The organism is Streptomyces sp. NPDC001515 (assembly GCF_053597115.1).
In genome coordinates, this window is the sequence record NZ_JBSFHN010000001.1 from 494,023 (window position 1) to 513,056 (window position 19,034).

The 19,034-nt window shown below is 71.2% G+C and carries 17 protein-coding genes and 1 tRNA gene; 11 read left to right on the forward strand and 7 right to left on the reverse strand.

Annotation, left to right across the window (positions count from 1 at the left end; translation table 11 throughout):
• The first annotated feature begins 188 nt into the window (after positions 1-188).
• A complete protein-coding gene (locus ACWCXC_RS02260) occupies positions 189-1,559 on the forward strand; it encodes a PP2C family protein-serine/threonine phosphatase (protein ID WP_450886076.1) in 1,371 nt (456 codons plus the stop codon).
• Positions 1,560-1,682: 123 nt separating this feature from the next.
• Positions 1,683-3,155, forward strand: coding sequence for an aminopeptidase P family protein (locus tag ACWCXC_RS02265; protein WP_450682466.1), 1,473 nt, complete (start codon positions 1,683-1,685; stop codon positions 3,153-3,155).
• Positions 3,156-3,181: 26 nt separating this feature from the next.
• Here the strand turns inward: ACWCXC_RS02265 and ACWCXC_RS02270 are convergent, their stop codons facing one another.
• Entirely contained in the window at positions 3,182-3,724 is a 543-nt protein-coding gene (locus ACWCXC_RS02270) for an ATP-binding protein (protein WP_450886078.1), read from the reverse strand.
• A gap of 258 nt (positions 3,725-3,982) precedes the next feature.
• On the opposite strand from ACWCXC_RS02270, the gene ACWCXC_RS02275 reads away from it, so the two are divergent.
• The 9 genes from ACWCXC_RS02275 to ACWCXC_RS02315 all read left to right on the forward strand — a co-directional run bounded on the left by ACWCXC_RS02275 (position 3,983) and on the right by ACWCXC_RS02315 (position 14,008).
• Complete coding sequence (locus ACWCXC_RS02275) at positions 3,983-4,798, forward strand: hypothetical protein (protein ID WP_450682468.1); 816 nt, start codon at positions 3,983-3,985, stop codon at positions 4,796-4,798.
• A gap of 158 nt (positions 4,799-4,956) precedes the next feature.
• A complete protein-coding gene (locus ACWCXC_RS02280) occupies positions 4,957-5,694 on the forward strand; it encodes a YcnI family copper-binding membrane protein (protein ID WP_450682469.1) in 738 nt (245 codons plus the stop codon).
• A gap of 87 nt (positions 5,695-5,781) precedes the next feature.
• Entirely contained in the window at positions 5,782-6,435 is a 654-nt protein-coding gene (locus tag ACWCXC_RS02285; RefSeq protein WP_450682470.1) for an SCO family protein, read from the forward strand.
• The gene (locus ACWCXC_RS02290; protein WP_450682471.1) at positions 6,432-6,881 is read left to right on the forward strand and encodes a copper chaperone PCu(A)C; all 450 of its coding nucleotides are present in this window, start codon (positions 6,432-6,434) and stop codon (positions 6,879-6,881) included. Before ACWCXC_RS02285 ends, ACWCXC_RS02290 begins: the two co-directional genes overlap by 4 nt.
• Positions 6,882-6,894: 13 nt before the next feature.
• A complete protein-coding gene (locus ACWCXC_RS02295) occupies positions 6,895-8,949 on the forward strand; it encodes a copper resistance protein CopC (protein WP_450886082.1) in 2,055 nt (684 codons plus the stop codon).
• Positions 8,950-9,068: 119 nt separating this feature from the next.
• Complete coding sequence (gene efeB / locus ACWCXC_RS02300; protein WP_450682522.1) at positions 9,069-10,301, forward strand: iron uptake transporter deferrochelatase/peroxidase subunit; 1,233 nt, start codon at positions 9,069-9,071, stop codon at positions 10,299-10,301.
• 60 nt (positions 10,302-10,361) lie between these two features.
• Positions 10,362-11,297 (forward strand): prephenate dehydratase, encoded by a 936-nt coding sequence (pheA, locus tag ACWCXC_RS02305; RefSeq protein WP_450682473.1) that lies wholly within the window; start codon positions 10,362-10,364, stop codon positions 11,295-11,297.
• A 627-nt stretch (positions 11,298-11,924) separates the two neighbouring features.
• Positions 11,925-13,214: a serine--tRNA ligase gene (gene serS / locus ACWCXC_RS02310; RefSeq protein WP_450886084.1), complete on the forward strand. Its 1,290-nt coding sequence runs from the start codon at positions 11,925-11,927 to the stop codon at positions 13,212-13,214.
• A complete protein-coding gene (locus ACWCXC_RS02315; RefSeq protein ID WP_450886086.1) occupies positions 13,211-14,008 on the forward strand; it encodes an HAD family hydrolase in 798 nt (265 codons plus the stop codon). Before serS ends, ACWCXC_RS02315 begins: the two co-directional genes overlap by 4 nt.
• A 25-nt stretch (positions 14,009-14,033) precedes the next feature.
• Here ACWCXC_RS02315 and ACWCXC_RS02320 read toward each other — a convergent pair.
• The 6 genes from ACWCXC_RS02320 to ACWCXC_RS02345 form a co-directional block, all read right to left on the reverse strand.
• Positions 14,034-14,121 (reverse strand) — tRNA-Ser (locus ACWCXC_RS02320).
• Positions 14,122-14,435: 314 nt separating this feature from the next.
• Entirely contained in the window at positions 14,436-15,131 is a 696-nt protein-coding gene (locus ACWCXC_RS02325) for a hypothetical protein (protein ID WP_450682476.1), read from the reverse strand.
• Positions 15,132-15,413: 282 nt separating this feature from the next.
• Entirely contained in the window at positions 15,414-16,133 is a 720-nt protein-coding gene (locus tag ACWCXC_RS02330; RefSeq protein ID WP_450682477.1) for an ABC transporter permease, read from the reverse strand.
• Positions 16,134-16,161: 28 nt separating this feature from the next.
• Positions 16,162-17,073, reverse strand: coding sequence for an ABC transporter ATP-binding protein (locus ACWCXC_RS02335; RefSeq protein WP_450682478.1), 912 nt, complete (start codon positions 17,071-17,073; stop codon positions 16,162-16,164).
• Complete coding sequence (locus ACWCXC_RS02340) at positions 17,070-17,978, reverse strand: ABC transporter permease (RefSeq protein ID WP_450682479.1); 909 nt, start codon at positions 17,976-17,978, stop codon at positions 17,070-17,072. Before ACWCXC_RS02340 ends, ACWCXC_RS02335 begins: the two co-directional genes overlap by 4 nt.
• A complete protein-coding gene (locus ACWCXC_RS02345; RefSeq protein ID WP_450886090.1) occupies positions 17,968-19,002 on the reverse strand; it encodes an ABC transporter ATP-binding protein in 1,035 nt (344 codons plus the stop codon). The genes ACWCXC_RS02340 and ACWCXC_RS02345 overlap by 11 nt, the downstream gene beginning before the upstream one ends.
• Positions 19,003-19,034 lie beyond the last annotated feature (32 nt).

The following is a 19,034-nucleotide window of genomic DNA, read 5'->3' on the forward strand; positions in this document are numbered from 1 at the left end:
AATACCTGTCGCGGGGTGCATTTTTTGGCCAACTTACTTGCCACGTGGACACCAGCAATCCCGCAGGGACAATGCTGGACATCGCCTTACTTGTACGTGTACATGTGGATGCATTGATAGCGGCGCAGAATGACATGGGGGTTTGCGATGCTATTCGACGAATCACACCAGTCGGAAAGCCGGCGACCATGAGCGCCCCACACCTGCCGAAAGTGGCTGGAATCGATCCCACAGTTCCGGTTTCGACGCACACTGCCGGGCCGCTGTCAGAAGTGCCCGCCGCCCCCGGCGCCTTCATCCAGGACCGCCTGGCGGGCTGGGTCTCCGACCTCACCACCCTCCACGAACTCACCGAGCGGCTGGCCAGAACCAGCACCCTCGACAGCGCCCTGCGCGAAACGCTCGAAGCCGGGGCCGCCCTCGTCGGCGCCCGGCGCGGACTGATCGCCTTCGAGCCGTCCGACCGCCGGGGTCCCGTCTCCACCGTCGGTCTCGGACTGGCCCACGCCGAGCTCGGCCAGATCGAGACGGTGCCGCGCGCCGCCACCTCGTACGGCCGGATCCTCGACGGCCTGCCGGACGCCGACACCGCGTCCGCCGCCCCCGATCTGCTCGGCGACCCCTCCCTGGACCCCCTCAGACGCGAGGTCGCCTCCCGGCTCGGCTACGCCGCCAGCTACACCCAGCCGCTCACCACCGAACGGACCGGCGCCCTCGCCGCCGCCGTCTGGCTCTACGACGAGCCGGCCGAACCGCTGGAGCGCCAGCGCCACCTCGTCGGCCTCTACGCCGGTTACGCCTCCGAGCACCTTGCCCGGCTGCTGGAGCTGGAACGGGCCAGGGCCGACGTCGCCACCGTCACCGAGGAACTGCTGCCCAGCCGGCTGCCCCGGGTGCCGGGCGTCCAGTTGGCCGTACGCCATCACGCGGCGGCGCAGAGCGGCAGCGACTGGTACGACGCGCTGGCCCTGCCGGAGGGGGCGCTCGGTCTGGCCGTCGGATCCGCCGGCGGCTCCGGTCCCAGCGCCCTGGCCGCCATGGGCCGGCTGCGCGCCGGCCTGCGGGCGTACGCGGTGATGGAGGGCGAGGACCCGGTCGCCGTCCTGTCCGACCTCGAACTGCTGATGCGGCTGACCGAACCGGCCCGCTCCGCCACCGCGCTCTTCGCCTACTGCGAGCCCACCCGCCGCAAGATCCTGCTGGCCGGGGCCGGGCACACCCCGCCGCTGATCGTCGGTGAGCGGCGCACCGAGTTCGTCGAGACCACGCTCTCCGCCCCGCTGGGCATGCTGTCCTGCTGGGAGGCGCCGAGCGTGGAGATCACCCCGGCCCCCGGCGAGACCGTGCTGCTGTACACCGACGGGCTGCTGCGCCGCAGCGGCGGCTCGACCGACCGGGCCTTCGCCCGGCTGCACTCGGCGGCGGCGAGCGTTCCGAGGGCGCTGCGCCACGACGCCGCGTCGGTCGCGGACCACGTGGTGCGCGCCGTGCTGCCCGACGGGATCGACCGGGGCGACGAGACCGAGGACGTGGTCCTGCTCGCCGCCCGTTTCGACTGACGCCCCACCCGCCCCCGGGCCCGCCGCCGCCTCCGCGTGTAAGAGGTCTTCCGGCCCTGGGCCCCCTTCCGTACGCCCGTACGATGGAGGGGGTCCAGCGTCGTATCAAGGAGAGACAGAGTCGTGTCTGAGGAGCTCATCCCGGAGAACCCGGAGAACCCGGAATCCGAAGAGACCGAACCGGTCAAGCAGCGGAAGAACGGCCTGTACCCGGGCGTCTCCGACGAGCTCGCCGCGAGCATGAAGTCCGGCTGGGCCGACACCGAGCTGCACGGCCTGGAGCCGATCGCCCAGGCCGGTCACACCGCCGACCGCCGCGCCGCCCTGTCGGCCCGCTTCCCCGGCGAGCGGCTGGTCGTCCCGGCCGGCCGGCTGAAGACCCGGTCCAACGACACGGAGTACGCCTTCCGCGCCTCGACCGAGTACGCGTACCTCACCGGCGACCAGACGCAGGACGGCGTCCTCGTCCTGGAGCCGACGGGCGACGGCCACGAGGCGACCGTCTATCTGCTGCCCCGCTCGAACCGGGAGAACGGCGAGTTCTGGCTCGACGGCCAGGGCGAGCTGTGGGTCGGCCGCCGGCACTCCCTCGCCGAGGCCGAGCAGCTGCTGGGCATCCCCGCGAAGGACGTCCGCGAACTGCCCGCCGCGCTCACCGAGGCCACCGGCCCGGTCCGCGTCGTCCGGGGCCACGACGCCGTCATCGAGTCCGCGCTGACGGACAAGGTCACCGCCGAGCGCGACGAGGAGCTGCGGGTCTTCCTCTCCGAGGCCCGCCTGGTCAAGGACGCTTTCGAGATCGCCGAGCTGGAGAAGGCCTGCGCGAGCACCGCGCGCGGCTTCGAGGACGTCGTCAAGGTCCTCGACAAGGCCGAGGCGACCAGCGAGCGCTACATCGAGGGCACGTTCTTCCTGCGCGCCCGCATCGAGGGCAACGACATCGGCTACGGCTCGATCTGCGCCGCCGGACCGCACGCCACCACCCTGCACTGGGTGCGCAACGACGGCGCGGTGCGGGCGGGCGAGCTGCTGCTGCTGGACGCCGGTGTGGAGACCAACGACCTCTACACCGCCGACGTCACCCGGACCCTGCCGATCAACGGCACGTTCACGCCGCTCCAGCGCAAGATCTACGACGCGGTGTACGAGGCGCAGGAGGCCGGGATCGCCGCGGTGAAGCCGGGCGCCGACTACCGCGACTTCCACGACGCCGCGCAGCGCGTGCTCACCGAGAAGCTCGTCGCGTGGGGCCTGCTGGGCGATCTGACCGTGGAGAAGGTCCTGGAGCTGGGCCTCCAGCGCCGCTGGACGTTGCACGGCACCGGTCACATGCTGGGCATGGACGTCCACGACTGCGCCGCCGCGCGCACCGAGTCGTACGTCAACGGGACGCTGGAGCCGGGCATGTGCCTGACGGTCGAGCCCGGTCTCTACTTCCAGGCCGACGACCTGACCGTCCCCGAGGAGTACCGCGGCATCGGCGTCCGGATCGAGGACGACATCCTCGTCACCGAGGACGGCAACCGGAACCTCTCGGACCAGCTGCCGCGGCAGGCCGACGAGGTCGAGGCGTGGATGGCCGCGCTCAAGGGCTGACGTCACCGCGCCGGAGGGCGCCCCGCTCAGGACACCATGAGCAGGGCGCCCTCCCGCCATTTCAGGACCTTGTCGAAGCTGACCACGGCGCCGCCGTGCCCCGGCCGGTTGCCGAAGTGGACGTGGTCGGCGAGCTGCTCGATGAGACAGAGCCCCCGGCCGTCCTCGGCGGTGAGCGAGGCGTGGTCGGCGCACTGCGCCCCGCACGTACCGGCGCCCCGGGAGCCGGCGCCGCGCGCCCGCGCGCGCCGGGCGGGAAAACCCGGTCCGGAGTCCGCGACCTCGATCCGGCACATCTCGCCGTCCAGATAGGCGGTGACCCGGTACTGCCCGCAGGCGGTGGCGGAAGGTTCCTCCCAGCCGTCCCGGCCGTCCTCGCCGCCGTCCGCGTCCCGGCGGGCCCCGCCGTGCTCGACGGCGTTGGCGCAGGCCTCGCTCAGGGCGAGCGACAGATCGAAGGAGACGTCCGGGTCCACGCCCGCCGACTCCATCGTGCCGAGCAGGAACCGGCGGGCGAGCGGGACGCTCGCGGCCTCGCGCCGCAAATGGAGTGACCACCAGATGCTCATGCTCCAGCCTCCTGGCTGCGGCTCGACATACCGATACGTATTGCCGCGCCGTGCCGTTGATAAGCACGGGCGGGGTGTGAGACCGCTCATTCGGCGGATACCCGGACATGCCACACGTGTGCATTCCCGGCCCACGGAACCTCTTCTGCCCCGTCCGTATGCGGTCCGAACGGTCCGGCCCGCACCCTTTCGGGCGGAAGGCGACCTTCCGGACCTGCCCTCCGGAGGCGGGGGGCCGGGTGCGATGATGGCCCGGCCATGTCTAGTCGTGTGGGACGCGCCGGAGCCGGTATGCGGCTGCTGAGGGCCGCGGTGTTCGCCGCGGTCTGCGTCGCGTTGTCCGCCGCCGGACATGCGCTGGCCGCCTGTGCGCTCGTCCCGTGGTGGACGCTGCTCGCCGGGTTCCTCGGGATCCTCGCGGTGGCCGTCCCCCTCGCCGGACGGGAACGCGCGCTGCCGTCCATCGCCACGGCCCTGGCGGGCGGACAGATCGCCCTCCACACGCTGTTCGGACTGGGGACGCACACCGCGTCGCCCCGCACCGCGTCCGGTGAGGACCCGCTGATCCGGCTCGCGGCGAGCATCGTCTGCGGAGCCGGGCCCGCGCAGCTGACCGCCGCCGACGCCCGCCGCATCGTCACCACCGCGGGCGTCGACCCGCTGTCGGTGGCCGCCCAGGCCCACCAGCACACGGCGGGCGCCGGCGGCTCCGCAGCCGGTTCCACCGTGGCCGGCCTCGCCGGAATCCTGCCGAGCCTGCCCATGCTGCTCGGCCATCTGCTGGCCGCGCTGGCCACCGGCTGGCTGCTGCGGCGGGGCGAGATCGCCCTCTTCCGGCTGGCCCGGCTCTCCGCCCAGGGCGCCCAGCAGATGGCGGCCGGGGCCCGGCTGCGCGCCCTGCGCGCCGCGCTCTTCCTGGTGTCGGCGCTCCGCGCCGGCCTGCCCGGCTGCCCGACGACCGGGCCGCGCACCCCCCGTACCGCCACGGACGCCCCGCCCCCGGCGGCCGGGGATCCGCTCCAGCATCTGGTGATCAGGCGCGGGCCGCCCACGGCGTTCGCCCTCGCCGCCTGACGCGACACCCGCCCCACGACGCACGCGCCCCGCCCGCACCTCCGGTGCCGGACGGCCCGGCCCGTAGCACCGCTCGTGCGGAAGAGGTGTCGCGATACCGGCGCGCACCCGCGCGCCGGCGCACCCTTCCTACGTGCCTCAGTGGAGTGATCCCTGCCATGAAGCTCTCCCGCATCGCCCTCTCCGGCGGCGTCGCCGCGACCACCGTGCTGCTGCTCGCCGGTACGGCCTCGGCCCACGTCGGCGTCCAGCCGCAGGGCGAGGCCGCCAAGGGCGGTTACGCCGTCATCAACTTCAAGGTCCCCAACGAGCGCGACGACGCCTCGACGGTCAAGGTCGAGGTCAACTTCCCGACCGACCACCCGCTGGCCTCCGTGATGCCGCAGCCCGTGCCGGGCTGGAAGATCGACGTCACCAAGAGCAAGCTCGCCAAGCCGCTGGAGATGCACGGCAAGACGATCAACGAGGCCGTCTCCAAGGTCACCTGGACCGCGTCCGCCGACGGCAAGATCGGCGCGGGCCGCTTCCAGCAGTTCCCGCTCTCCGTCGGCCCGCTGCCGGAGGACGTCGACCAGCTGGTGTTCAAGGCGATCCAGACGTACGACAACAAGGAGGTCGTGCGCTGGATCGAGGCCCCGAAGGCCGACGGCGAGGAGCCGGAGAGCCCCGCGCCGGTCCTTCGGCTGAGCGCGCCCGCCGACGAGGCGAAGGGCGCCACCGCCGCGTCCGGCTCCCACGCGGACACCTCGGCCAAGGACGCCAAGAGCGAGCAGACCACCGCGTCGTCGGGCTCCTCCAGCGACACCACGGCCCGGGTGCTCGGCATCGTCGGCATCGTCATCGGTGTCGCGGGCGTCGCCTTCGGCGTCCTGGCCGGCCGTCGCCGCAGCGCCTGATCACTCGCGGGGCCCGTCCGGCCCGTTGGACCGGACGGGCCCCGTGCCCCACCCCCGTACCACCGACCCACCAGGAAACAGTGCTCCATGGTTAAGAAGTCTGTGTTCGCCGCGGCGCTCGTCGCCGTGGCGGCCCTCACCCTGTCCGCCTGCGGCGGCAGCGACGACGAGAGCAAGAAGCCGGTCGCCGATGTCTCGGTGGAGGCGAAGACGAAGGCCGCGACGGTGCTCGACCAGCCGTTCACCAAGCCGAACCTCGTCCTCACCGACACCCACGGCAAGACGTACGACCTGCGCGAGCGGACCAAGGGCAAGCCGACGCTCATCTACTTCGGCTACACCAACTGCCCCGACGTCTGCCCGCTCATCATGAGCAACATCGCGATCGCCAAGAAGTCGCTGCCCCAGGCCGACCAGGACAAGCTCCAGGTCGTCTTCGTCACCACCGACCCGGAGCGGGACACCCCGACATCGCTGGGCACCTGGCTCAAGGCCCAGGACCCGTCCTTCATCGGCCTGACCGGCGACTTCCCCACCATCCAGGCGGGCGCCCGGCAGATCGGCATCGGCATCGACGCGCCGAAGAAGGAGAAGGACGGCACCGTCGTCTCGATGCACGGTTCGCAGGTCATCGCGTTCTCCCCGAAGACCGACAAGGGATACGTCCTCTACAGCGAGGACACCACGCCCGACGACTACACCAAGGACCTCCCCAAGCTCGTCGTGGGGGAGAACCCGTGACCCGCCGTACCGTCCTCGCCGGGGTCCTGGCCCTCTCCACCGGCCTGACCATGGCGGGGTGTTCGGCCACGGACGGCACGCCGGACCTGAAGGTCACCGGCGCGTTCATGCCCCAGCCCGTCAGCGACATGGCGGCCGGCTTCCTCGTCGTCCGCAACAGCGGCGGCGCGGCCGACCGGCTCACCTCCGTGACCAGCCCGCTCTCGGACGACGTGACCATCCACGAGACGAAGAACCAGGTCATGCGGATGGTGACGTCCTTCGACGTGCCCGCGGGCGGGGAACTCGACCTCGAACGCGGCGGGAACCACATCATGTTCGCCAAGCTCAAGGAACAGCCCAAGCAGGGCGACACCGTGCCCGTGGAACTGCACTTCGAGAAGGCCGGCCCCCTCAAGGTCGACCTTCCCGTGAAGGAGACCACCCACAACCCGAAGAAGCAGTGAGGGACCGACGACCATGACAGCCACCGCCCCGCCCTTCGGGCCGTCCACGCCGCCGCGGCACCGGCCGCTCGCCCTCACCGGGCTCGTCGCCGCCCTGGCCGGCGCCGTGTTCGCACTGCTGCTGGCCTTCGCGGGCCCCGCGTCGGCGCACGCCGCCCTGACCGGAAGCGACCCGCAGGACGGGGCCGTGGTCGCCACCGCGCCCAAAGAGATCACGCTGACCTTCTCCGAGCAGGTCGCCATGGGCAAGGACTCCATCAGGATCCTGGACCCCGACGGCAAGCGGGCCGACACCGAGGCCGCCCCGCGCGACCTGTCGGCCGGCTCCACCGTGACGTACGGCGTCGCGCTGCACGCCGGGCTCCCCGACGGCACGTACACCGTGGCCTGGCAGGCGGTCTCCGCCGACAGCCACCCGGTCTCCGGCGCCTTCACCTTCTCCATCGGAGCCCCCTCCGAGACCACCGTCGCCCTTCCGGACACCGAGGCCGGCGGCGGCCTCGTCGGCACGCTCTACGGCATCGCCCGCTACGCCGCCTACGCCGGGTTCATCCTGCTCGCGGGCGGCGCCGCGTTCGTCCTGGCGTGCTGGCAGCGCGGGGCCGGTTCGCGACCACTCCAGCGCCTCGTCGTGCGCGGCTGGCTGACCCTCACCGCGGCCACCCTCGTGATGCTGATGCTGCGCAACCCGTACACCGGCTCCGGAAAGCTCGGCGACGCCTTCGACCTCGACGGACTGAAGGCCGTCCTCGACACCAAGCCCGGCGCGGCGCTCGTCTCGCGGCTGCTGCTGCTCGGCGCGAGCGCGCTGTTCGTCGCGGTGCTGTTCGGCGCGTACGCCAAGCGCGAGGACGCACGCGAGAAGAAGGACCTCACCTTCGGGCTCGCCATCGGCGGCACGGTCGTCGCCGCCGGCATCGCGGGCACCTGGGCGCTCGCCGAACACGCCTCGGCCGGTCTCCAGCCGGGCATCGCCATGCCCGTCGACGTGCTGCACCTGCTCGCCGTCGCCGCCTGGCTGGGCGGACTCACGGCCCTGCTGGTCGCGCTGTACCGCGCCCCGGACCTGCCGGCCTCCGCCGTACGGCGCTTCTCCGGCATCGCGTTCGGCAGCGTGCTCGTGCTCACCGCCACCGGGATCTACCAGTCCTGGCGCCAGGTCGGCTCCTGGTCCGCGCTGACCGGCACGGGGTACGGGCAACTGCTGATGGTCAAGGTCGGGCTCGTCGCCGTCCTGGTCGGCGTCGCCTGGATCTCCCGCCGGTGGACCGGGCGGCTGATCACGGGGGCGGATTCCGGTCCTGACGTGCGTACGGAGACCGCGGCGGACGCGGAGACCCCGGCGCAGGCCCACCCGGACGCGTCGCAGGCGGACCCGGGCACCGCGGCCGATTCCGGCGCGCGGGCGGACGCGCCGTCCGGGCAGGGCCCGGCCGCCGTCACGGAAGGCGCATCGGTCCCCGAGGATCCCGCCGCGTCCGCCTCCGACGACCCCGCGCGGGCCGCTCAGCTCGCCCGGCAGCAGGCCGCCGTGGCGACCGCCGAGAAGAAGCGGATACGCGACGCCGACCCGGACCGGTCCGGGCTGCGGCGCTCGGTCCTGGCGGAGGTCGGTGTGGCCGTGGCCCTGTTGGCGGTGACCACCGTCCTGACCTCGACCGAGCCCGGCCGCACCGAGGAGGAGGCCCGTGCCTCGGCGCCGGCCGCCAGCGCCCCCGCCGCGAGCGAGCCGGTCGCCCTCTCCCTGCCCTTCGACACGGGCGGCCGGAACGGCAAGGGCACCGTCCGCCTGGAAGTGGACCCCGGACGCACCGGCACCAACTCGGTCCACCTCTGGATCGAGGACACCGACAAGAAGGCCATGGACGTCCCCGAGGTGAAACTGGCCTTCACCCTGACGTCCAAGGACATCGGCCCGCTCCCGGCCGCCCCCGTCCGACTGGCCGAGGGCCACTGGACCTCCAGCGGCGTCCAGCTCCCCATGGCGGGCGACTGGAACGTCTCGGTCACCGTCCGCACCTCGGAGATCGACCAGGTCACGGTCGACAAGAACGTGAAGATCGGCTGAGCACCACCGTGAACCCACAGAACGGAAAGACCCGCACCGGCGGGCCGCGCGGCACGGACAGCGGCACCCCCGCGTCGAACGGCGCCGGCGAGACGACCGGCGCGCTCTCCCGGCGTCGGCTGCTCGGCACCGCCGGGGCGGCAGGCGCGGCCGGGCTCGTCCTCGGGGCGGCCGGCGGCGCCACCGGGCACGCCCTGACCCAGGACGAGGAGCCGACCGCCCTCACCTCCGTCGGCTCCACCGAGGTGATGTTTCACGGGAAACATCAACCGGGGATCACCACCCCACTTCAGGCCCGGGGCCATCTCATCGCCTTCGATCTGGCCCCCGGAGCCGGGCGCAAGGAGGCCGCCGCGCTGATGCGCCGCTGGTCGGCGACCGCCCAGCGGCTGATGGCGGGCGAACCTGCCACGGGGGCGGCGGCCGACGGCACCGGCCACGACACGGGGATCGCGCTGGACGCCGGGCCCTCCTCGCTGACCGTCACCTTCGGCTTCGGCGCCACCTTCTTCGAACGCACGGGCCTGACGGACCGCCGTCCGCCGGGACTCGACCCGCTGCCGCCCTTCTCCTCCGACCACCTCGACAGCGCCCGCTCGAACGGCGACCTCTGGGTGCAGATCGGTGCCGATGACGCGCTCGTCGCCTTCCACGCGCTGCGCGCCGTGCAGAAGGAGGCCGGTTCGACGGCCACCGTGCGCTGGCAGATGAACGGCTTCAACCGCACCCCCGGTGCCACCGCCACCCCCATGACCGCGCGCAACCTCATGGGCCAGATCGACGGCACCGGCAACCCGAAGCCCTCCGACAGCGACTTCGACCGGCGGATCTTCGTCCCCGCACAGACCGCCGACACCCGGTACGCCTGGCTGGCGGGCGGCTCCTACGCGGTGGTCCGCCGCATCAGGATGCTGCTCGACGACTGGGAGAAGCTGTCGGTGGAACGGCAGGAGCGGATCATCGGACGGCGCAAGTCGGACGGCGCACCGCTCAGCGGAGGCACCGAGACCACCCCGATGGACCTGGACCGGACGGGCCCCGACGGGAAGCTCCTGATCCCGGACAACGCGCACGCCCGGATCTCCTCGCCGGAGCGCAACAGCGGCGCGGCCATGCTGCGCCGACCGTTCTCGTACCACGACGGGGTGGCCACGGACGGCACCCCGGACGCGGGGCTGCTGTTCATCTGCTGGCAGGCGGATCCGCTGCGCGGATTCGTCACCGTGCAGCGGAAACTCGACCGGGGCGACGCGCTGTCGCCCTTCCTCCGCCATGAGGCGAGCGGTCTCTTCGCGGTGCCGGGCGGCGCGGCGGAGGGGGAGTACGTGGGGCAGCGGCTCCTGGAGTCCTGAGCGGCGCGGGCGTGCGGCGTTCCGGATCCCGGAGGTACCGGCGCGCATTAGGGTGACGGTATGTCCGCCACGCGCTACGTCTATCTCGGCCCCGAAGGCACCTTCACCGAGGTCGCCCTCCGTACGCTCCCGGAGGCCGCCACCCGCGAGCTCGTCCCGATGGTGTCCGTGCCGGCGGCCCTGGACGCGGTGCGCAACGGCACGGCCGCCGCCGCCCTCGTACCGATCGAGAACTCCGTCGAGGGCGGCATCACCACCACCCTCGACCAGCTCACCAGCGGGGAACCGCTGATGATCTACCGCGAGGTGCTGCTGTCCATCACGTTCGCGCTGCTGGTGCGGCCGGGGACCAAGCTGTCGGACATCAAGACGGTCACCGCGCACCCGGCCGCGCAGCCGCAGGTGCGCAACTGGCTGGCGGCCCATCTCCCCCAGGCCGTCTGGGAGTCGGCCGCGTCCAACGCGGACGGGGCGCGGCTGGTGCAGGAGGGGCGGTACGACGCCGCCTTCGCGGGTGAGTTCGCGGCGGCGACGTACGGCCTGGAACCGCTGGTGACCGAGATCCATGACGCGGAGAACGCGCAGACCCGCTTCGTCCTGGTGGGCCGCCCGGCGCGCCCCTCGGCGCCCACGGGCGCGGACAAGACGTCGGTCGTGATCTGGCTCGGGGACGACCACCCGGGCGCCCTGCTCGAACTGCTCCAGGAGTTCGCGGTGCGCGGGGTGAACCTGATGCTGATCCAGTCCCGGCCGACGGGCGCGGGCATCGGCAACTACTGCTTCGCGGTGGACGCCGAGGGACACATCTCCGACCGGCGGGTCGGGGAGGCGCTGATGGGGCTGAAGCGGATCTGCCCGAACGTGCGGTTCCTCGGCTCCTATCCCCGGGCCGGAGTGAGCCCGGAGGATGTCCGTCCGCTCCGCGCGGGCACCTCGGACGCGGAGTTCACCGAGGCATCCGACTGGCTGCTGCGCAACCAGGACGGCCGGGCCTGATCTCTCCCCGCAGGCGGCGCGCTGCTGCGCGTACGCCTGCGGAACGCCGGCCCCCGCAGCCGATGCGATCACCCGATGACCCGATGGGGAAAGTTATCCACAGGCCCGGGGTTCGACCTGGGGACAAGTCGACACCGCAAGGCGACATGGTCGACAAATCCGCCCAGTCCGTCTGGACCGGCCCACAGGGCGACGGGTCACCTCTTGTCAGCGGAATTCCCTTGATCAACTCTTTAGGGCGAGCAATTCCCACCCGAACGAGTGCGCGATCGGGGTTTGAATCGTGAATCCATGGCACCTGACCCCCTTTTCGGAATGATCTCCTCCATGTCCACAGACCTTGCTCACAGCCTGTGGATAACCCCCACCCACCTTCCACCCCTGTGGACAAGCGGCGGCCAACTGCCCCTTCACTCAAGGCCGGTACGTCAAGACACTCGGCCTTTCTGCCCCATTTAGGGGAAATGGATCTCTTTCTTGACGGGATCACGCGCACCCTCGACGGGATCACACGCGCCGCACCGCAGAATCCATCCCCAGCATTACCAATACCGGCAATTCGGGCAAAGTGACACGCTTGGAGATATCGGTTCGAGTGGGGGAAGCCGACACCGGTAGCCTGGAGGGGTGATTGACCTTCGCCTGCTTCGTGAGGACCCCGACCGTGTTCGCGCCTCCCAGCGCGCCCGTGGAGAGGACGTCGGCCTCGTCGACGCCCTTCTCTCCGCCGACGAACGGCGCAGGTCGTCCGGGGTCCGGTTCGACGAACTCCGTTCCGAGCAGAAATCGCTCGGCAAACTCGTCTCCAAGGCCACTCCCGAGGAGCGCGCCGAGCTCCTGAAGCGGGCCGAGCAGCTCAAGGCCGACGTCAAGGCGGCCGACGCCGCCCAGAACGAGGCCGACGAGGAGACCAAGAGCCTGCTGCTGCGGCTCGGCAACATCGTCCACGCGGACGTGCCGGTCGGCGGCGAGGAGGACTTCGTCGTCCTGGAGACGCACGGCACCATCCGCGACTTCGGCGCCGAGGGCTTCGAGCCCAAGGACCACCTGGAGCTCGGCGAGGCGCTCGGCGCGATCGACATGGAGCGCGGCGCCAAGGTGTCCGGCTCCCGCTTCTACTACCTCACGGGCGTGGGCGCGCTGCTGGAGCTCGCCCTCGTCAACGCGGCGATCGCCCAGGCCACCGAGGCCGGCTTCATTCCGATGCTCACCCCCGCGCTGGTCCGCCCGCGCGCCATGGAGGGCACCGGCTTCCTCGGTCAGGCCGCGGAGAACGTGTACCACCTGGAGAAGGACGACTACTACCTGGTCGGTACCTCCGAGGTCCCGCTCGCCGCGTACCACATGGACGAGATCATCGAGGCGGACAGGCTGCCGCTGCGCTACGCCGGCTTCTCCCCCTGCTTCCGCCGCGAGGCCGGCACGTACGGCAAGGACACCCGCGGCATCTTCCGGGTCCACCAGTTCGACAAGGTCGAGATGTTCTCGTACGTCGACCCGGCGGACGCCGAGGCCGAGCACCAGCGCCTCCTGGACTGGGAGAAGCAGTGGCTCACCGCGCTGGGCCTGCCCTTCCAGGTCATCGACGTCGCCACCGGCGACCTGGGCGCCTCGGCGTCCAGGAAGTTCGACTGCGAGGCGTGGATCCCGACCCAGGGCAAGTACCGCGAGCTGACCTCCGCGTCCAACTGCGACGGCTTCCAGGCCCGCCGGCTCTCCGTGCGGATGCGGGACAACCGCGACGGCAAGAAGGTCCTCCAGCCGCTGGCCACGCTGAACGGCACGCTCTGCGCCGTCCCGCGCACGATCGTGGCGATCCTGGAGAACCACCAGCTCGCCGATGGTTCGGTGCGGGTGCCCGAGGTGCTGCGGCCGTATCTGGGCGGGCGCGAGCTGCTGGAGCCGGTCGCCAAGTGACCTTCCCGTACAAGCTCGTCGCGACCGACCTCGACGGCACGCTGCTGCGTGGCGACGACACGGTCTCCGGGCGCACGCGCGCCGCACTGGCCGCGGTGACCGCGGCCGGTGCGGCGCACATCATCGTCACCGGCCGGGCCGTCCCGTGGACCCGGCACATCCTGGACGACCTGGGCTACGAGGGCCTCGCGGTCTGCGGCCAGGGCGCGCAGGTCTACCACGCGGGCGAGCACCGGCTGCTGACCTCGCTGACGCTGGACCGCCAGCTCGCCGGGCTCGCCCTGTCCAAGGTCGAGGCCGAGGTCGGCCCGCTGGCCCTGGCCGCGAGCCGCGACGGGCTCGACGGCGAGGTGCTGGTCGGTCCCGGATACCGCGTCCAGGAGGGACCGCTGCCCGCCGTCCCCGTCAAGGACGCCTCCGAGATGTGGTCCGCCCCGCTGAACAAGGTGTACATACAGCATCCGGAACTGGACGACGACGCACTGGCGAAGGCCGCGCGGGCCGCGGTCGGCAATCTGGTGGACGTGGTCATGGCGGGTCCGGGCGTCGTGGAGATCCTGCCGCTCGGCCTCAGCAAGGCGACCGGTCTGTCGCTGGCCGCACGCCGGCTGGGCGTGAAGGCGGCGGACACCATCGCCTTCGGCGACATGCCGAACGACATCCCGATGTTCGCCTGGGCCCGGCACGGCGTGGCCATGGCCAACGCCCACCACGATCTGAAGGCCGTGGCTCACGAGGTCACCGCGTCCAACGAGGACGACGGCATCGCGGTCGCCCTGGAGCAGTTGCTGTAGGTACCGGCGGCCGGCGGGCCTTCGGCGGAGGATGCGCGGATCGAACGCGCGCGGGGTTCACGGCCCCGACGACGGCTTAGCAAGCCGCTGCCTTACCACTCGGCCAATCCTCCGGGAGGGCGGCCGCGCGCACCGCGCGGAACGGCCGCCCCGGGCGTGCTGCTCGGAGCGGCGCGGCGGAGCAGTCGCTGACTACTCCGGTGCCGGCTCGGGCATGCCCTGTGGGGAGCTCGACGGACTCGGACTCTCGGTCATCGTCGCGCTCCTCTCCCGGTCTGTGGTGCCGCACCCGGCGGACGCCGGTCCGGCGTATGCCGTCTCCGTTCACTGTGCCCGGTGCCCGGCGGCCGGTGCCACCCATATTCGGCGAGCGCGCGATGAGCGCCCGGTGAACACGCGTCGGGACAGCACCGGCCACCGGGGTGTTTCAGCGGTTCCTGTTCCGGCGGTTGAGGTCCTTCAGGCCGCGGGCCAGCGCGTCCATCCGCCCGTCGAGCCGGGCGATGTCGTCGGACACCCCGGTCAGCCGGACGCTCATGGCGCCGACCACCTGATGAGTGACCTCAAGCCTCCGGTCGAGGCTGTCCAGCCGGTGCGACATCCGCCCGAGGACCGGCCCGAGCTCCTGCAGAGCGGCACCCACACCGGCCAGGCAGCTTTCGACCCGGGTGACCCGGTGTTCGAGCGAGGCGTATCCCGCGCGCGCGTCCTGTTCGACGTCGAGGAGATACGTACGCACGCATCGGGCGATGTCGCTGTCGCGAAGCAGCATGGCGACGTTGAGGACGGTCCTGCGGGTGAAGAGGCGCAGCTGAGTGGCTGCCTGTGGATAACTTTCCCCCTCCCCGCCACCCCATAGCGACATCATGTCGCTATGGAAGGACCGCAGCTCAGAGCCTCGGAGCACCCGCATGCCGTTCTCCGTGAACTCCTCCTGATGGCGGTCGGTCAGCCTCCTGACGGCGCCTGTGGATACTTCGAAGTACCGCGCCACGTCCTCGGTGCGAACGTGAACTCCGTCCGGGAGCATGACAAGACTCTTCACCTTGTCGAGGGCGTCGACACGCCCCATCTGTTCGATGCGCAGCGCGCGTGATTCGAGCAGGGCCACTTCCGTGGGCATGGGTGGATCTTCCTTCGTGAGGGAACGAACGGGCGGCCCACTCCCCGGGCTTCAGGGGCGGAGGACGCTCACGGTTGCCACTCACTCATGGACCGACCGACGGGGCCACGGCCCCGCCGCATCGGCCTTCCTCGATTTCACGAAAGCCACGACGCCACGGATTCCAGGTGCCTCCACGCAACTGGAACAACGAGCCGATATCCGTACAGTCACGCGTAGGACTGTCCGATATGCGGAAACCCCCGTTCCGGAAGGAACGGGGGTTTCACAGGACCCGCGGTCTCACTCCTCGCCGGCGAGCTTCAGCGTGCGCAGCTTCTGGCCCGCGTACCAGGTCGCCACGACCGTGACCACGATCAGCAGCACGGTCGCGGCCGGGAGACCGACGTCCGAGGTGATGGTGCCGCCCCCGCCGGTCTTCTCGGCCAGGGCCAGGGACCACTGCTGGACGCTGAGCGTGCGCGCGCCGGGCACCAGGCTGCCGAACAGGGCCTCCCACACCAGCGCGTACACGAGCCCGAGGACGACCGCGTGCCGGCTGACCGTGCCCAGCAGCAGGAAGAGCGCGCTGTACGCGATCGACGCGACCAGCGCCGCGATCGTGTACGCCACCGCGATCTGCTGGCCGTTGCCGTTGAGGACCAGTCCGGCGATCATCGTCGGCACCGCCGAGAACACCATGGTCACCGCGACGGCCACGATCAGCTTGGTGAAGATGATCGTGGGACGTTTCACCGGCTTCGACAGCAGATAGACGATCGATCCGTCGTCGATCTCCGGACCGATGGCACCCGTACCGGCGATCACGCCGATCAGCGGCACCATGGTGGCGATGGCGAATCCGCCCAGGACGTCCGAGGCCACCTGGTCGTCCGCGCCCGCGAACATCCGTACCGCGATCGCGATGACGATCAGCAGGGCGGGCAGGACGAAGAGGATGGCGGCCCGGCGCCGACCGAGCAGGGCCCGGTAGGTGAGCCGGGCGACGGTGGGGTCGTACATGACGTCACCGCTCCTTTCAGGCCACTACTCAGGCCGCTACGAGATACGAGAAGACCGATTCGAGGGACTCGTCGGACGGGGATACGGTCAGCAGGCGGATGCCCTGCTCGCGCGCCACCCTGGGCAGCAGCGTGGTGAAGCGGCCGAAGTCGACGGCCTGGATCCGCAGGGCGTTCTCCCCGAGGTCGACCTCGATCCCGGCGGTCGACGGATCGGCGATGAGCGCGGCGGCCAGGGCGCGGTCGTCGCTGGAGCGCACGAGATAGCGGTGCGGACGGTCCGTCATCAGCCGGCGGATCCTGCGGAAGTCGCCGGACGCGGCATGGCGGCCGGCCACGATCACCTCGATGTGCGAGGCGAGCTGCTCGACCTCTTCGAGGATGTGGGAGGAGAAGAGGACCGTACGGCCCTCCGCCCCCATCTGCCGCAGCAGGTCCATGAGCTGCATCCGCTGACGCGGGTCCATACCGTTGAAGGGCTCGTCGAGCAAGAGCACCGAAGGGTTGTGCACGAGCGCCGAGGCCATCTTCACGCGCTGGCGCATGCCCTTGCTGTACGTCGAGATCTTGCGGTCCTGCGCGTACTCCATCTGGACCGTGGCCAGGGCGGCCGCCGCCTCGGCGTCACCCAGACCATGCAGTTCGGCGTTGGCCACCACGAACTCGCGCCCGGTGAGGAAGTCGTACATCCCCTCGCGCTCCGGCACGATCCCGATCTGCCGGTACACCGCCTCGTTGCGCCAGATCGGCTGCCCGTCGAGCGTGACCGCGCCCGTCGAGGGGGCGAGGAACCCGGCCATCATGTTGATCAGCGTGGACTTGCCGGCGCCGTTCGGGCCGAGCAGACCGGTCACGCCCGGACCCACGGTCATGCTCACGTCGTTGACGGCGACCACATTGCCGAACCAGCGGGACGTGTGGTCGATCTCGATGGTGGTCACAGCCCGACCCTCCGGTAGCGGCGCATCAGCACGGCGTAGGAGCCGGTGACGAGCGCGAGAACAACGATCAGGTAGACCACTCCGGCCCCGGCCCCCGGGCCTTCCCCTCCGGGGAAGGCGGACGTCGCGCCGAGGAACGCGGTCTGCACCCCGTCGACGAGCGTGATCGGTGAGAACAGTCCCAGCCACGGCACCGCGCCGGTGGATCCGGTGGACCAGGCGATGCCCTGGAGGGTGCTGACCGCTCCGTAGGTGATGGTCAGCACCGCGATGACGGCGGCGACGCCGAAACCGCGGCGCGGGGTGAGCGCGGCCATGACCAGGCCGAGACCGGCGAAGAGCACGGAGAGCAGGGCCACCGAGACCATCCCCTGGGCGAACCACGTGGTCTGGTCCGCGAAGTCGAACTTCCCCAGCAGCGCGCCCACGTACAGCACGACGAGCGGCGCGCCGGTGAGCACCAGCAGCGCCGTGACCATCGCGGCGAACTTGGCCAGCACGTAGTCGGCCCGCTCGATCGGCCGCGAGAAGTACAGCGGCACGGTCTTGAACCGCAGGTCCCTGGAGACCGACTGCGGTGCCTGCGCGGCCAGGAACAGGCCGATGACGGCCTGGAGGTAGATCGCGAACGAGGTGTACTTGATCGGCAGCTTCGTCGAGTTCGGGGTCGCGATGGCGACCGCCACGAGGATCGCCGCGACCAGGCACATCACGCCGAACAGCAGCATGGGCAGCACCTTGGACTTGGTCGAGCGGCCGAGTCCGAAGGAGCCGCGCAGCGACTGCGAGTAGAGCGACCGTCGTGCGTAGGCGCGGCCGAGGCGCGGGCCGTCGTAGGCGCGGTAGCCGATGTTGTGGATCCGGGAGGTCTCGCTCCCGGTCGCGGCGCCGGTCTCAGTGCTCATCGCGACCGCTCCCCTTCTGCGGTACGGCCCCGGCCGGCACGGCCGGGGCGGGGGCCTGGGCGTGTGCCGCCGGTTCCCCCTCGGTACGGAAGACCTCGGCGATGTGGTGACGGCGCTGTTCCATCCGGACGAGGCCGAGCCCGAGGTCCGCCACGCTGTCGCGCACGAGGTCGTAGGTCTCCTCGCCGGTCGCCTCGACGAGCAGGATGTGGCCGGCCCCGGGCAGACCCTGGGTGTCCAGCCCGTCGAGGCCGAGCAGGGTGACGCCCGCGCCGGTGAGGACGCGCCGCAGCGCGTCGGTGCCGTCGGGGTGGGTGTCGCTGTCGGTGACCTCGACCGCGAGGGTCGTGGTGGTCTGGGTGAAGTCGCTGGTGGAGCTGGAACGCAGCAGCGATCCGCCGTCGATCACGACGACGTGGTCGCAGGTGCGCTCCAGTTCGCCCAGGAGGTGGGACGTCACCAGGACCGAGATCCCGAAGTCGGTGTGGATCCGGCGGATCAGGCCGAGCATCTCGTCCCGGCCGACCGGGTCGAGGCCGTTGGTCGGCTCGTCGAGAAGGACCAGCTGCGGATCGTGGACCAGGGCCTGGGCCAGTTTCACGCGCTGCTTCATGCCGGTCGAGTAGCCGCCGATGGGGCGGTAGCGCTCCTCGTAGAGCCCGACGTGGCGCAGCGTGTCCGCGGTCCGTTCGCGGGCCGCCGTGGGTGGCAGACCGGACATCCGCGCCATGTGCACGACGAACTCGGTGGCCGAGACGTCGGGCGGCAGGCAGTCGTGCTCCGGCATGTAGCCGACCCGTTCCCGGATCGCGGCGCCGCTGGTGGCGACATCGAGGCCGAGCACCTCGGCACGGCCCTCGGTCGCGGGGGACAGACCCAGAAGGATCTTGATCAACGTGGACTTGCCGGCCCCGTTGGAGCCCACCAGCCCGGTCACACCCGGGCCGATGTCCAAGGAGAGCCGGTCAAGCGCGGTCACCCGGGGGAACCGCTTGCTCAGGCCTTCAGCCGCAATGACATTCACGTCATCGACGGTAGTGGCGCGCGCCACACCGG